Source organism: Bradyrhizobium sp. Kon10 (assembly GCF_055807395.1).
Genome location: NZ_JBVVOZ010000337.1, coordinates 1 through 247, shown reverse-complemented (window position 1 = coordinate 247; position 247 = coordinate 1). Strand labels below are relative to the sequence as shown.

Annotated in this window: 1 protein-coding gene; it reads right to left on the bottom strand. The window is 64.0% G+C overall.

From position 1 onward, the window contains the following. On the bottom strand, positions 1–247 hold a 247-nt coding region (locus tag AC0L2O_RS37290; RefSeq protein WP_473373265.1), incomplete at both ends, for a glucuronate isomerase.

Sequence of the window (247 nt, the reverse complement as noted above, 5' to 3'; positions counted from 1 at the left end):
CGAGCCTCGGCGGATGCGGTTGAACAGCTCCTGCGCGGCGGCATCCGACAGATTGGCGGTCTCCGCCGTCGGATGGCCGTGATCCGACGCGGTCGCGCCGAAACTTTTGAAGAAGGCCCTTCTTTGGTGATGCGCATCGAGATAGCCGGCCCAGGTGCCGGTGTCGCAGCCGGTGATGTCGCCGAGCCGATCGAGATTGGCAGAAAAGCCTTCGAAATCCGGATCGATGACGGCGTCCGGCCGATAG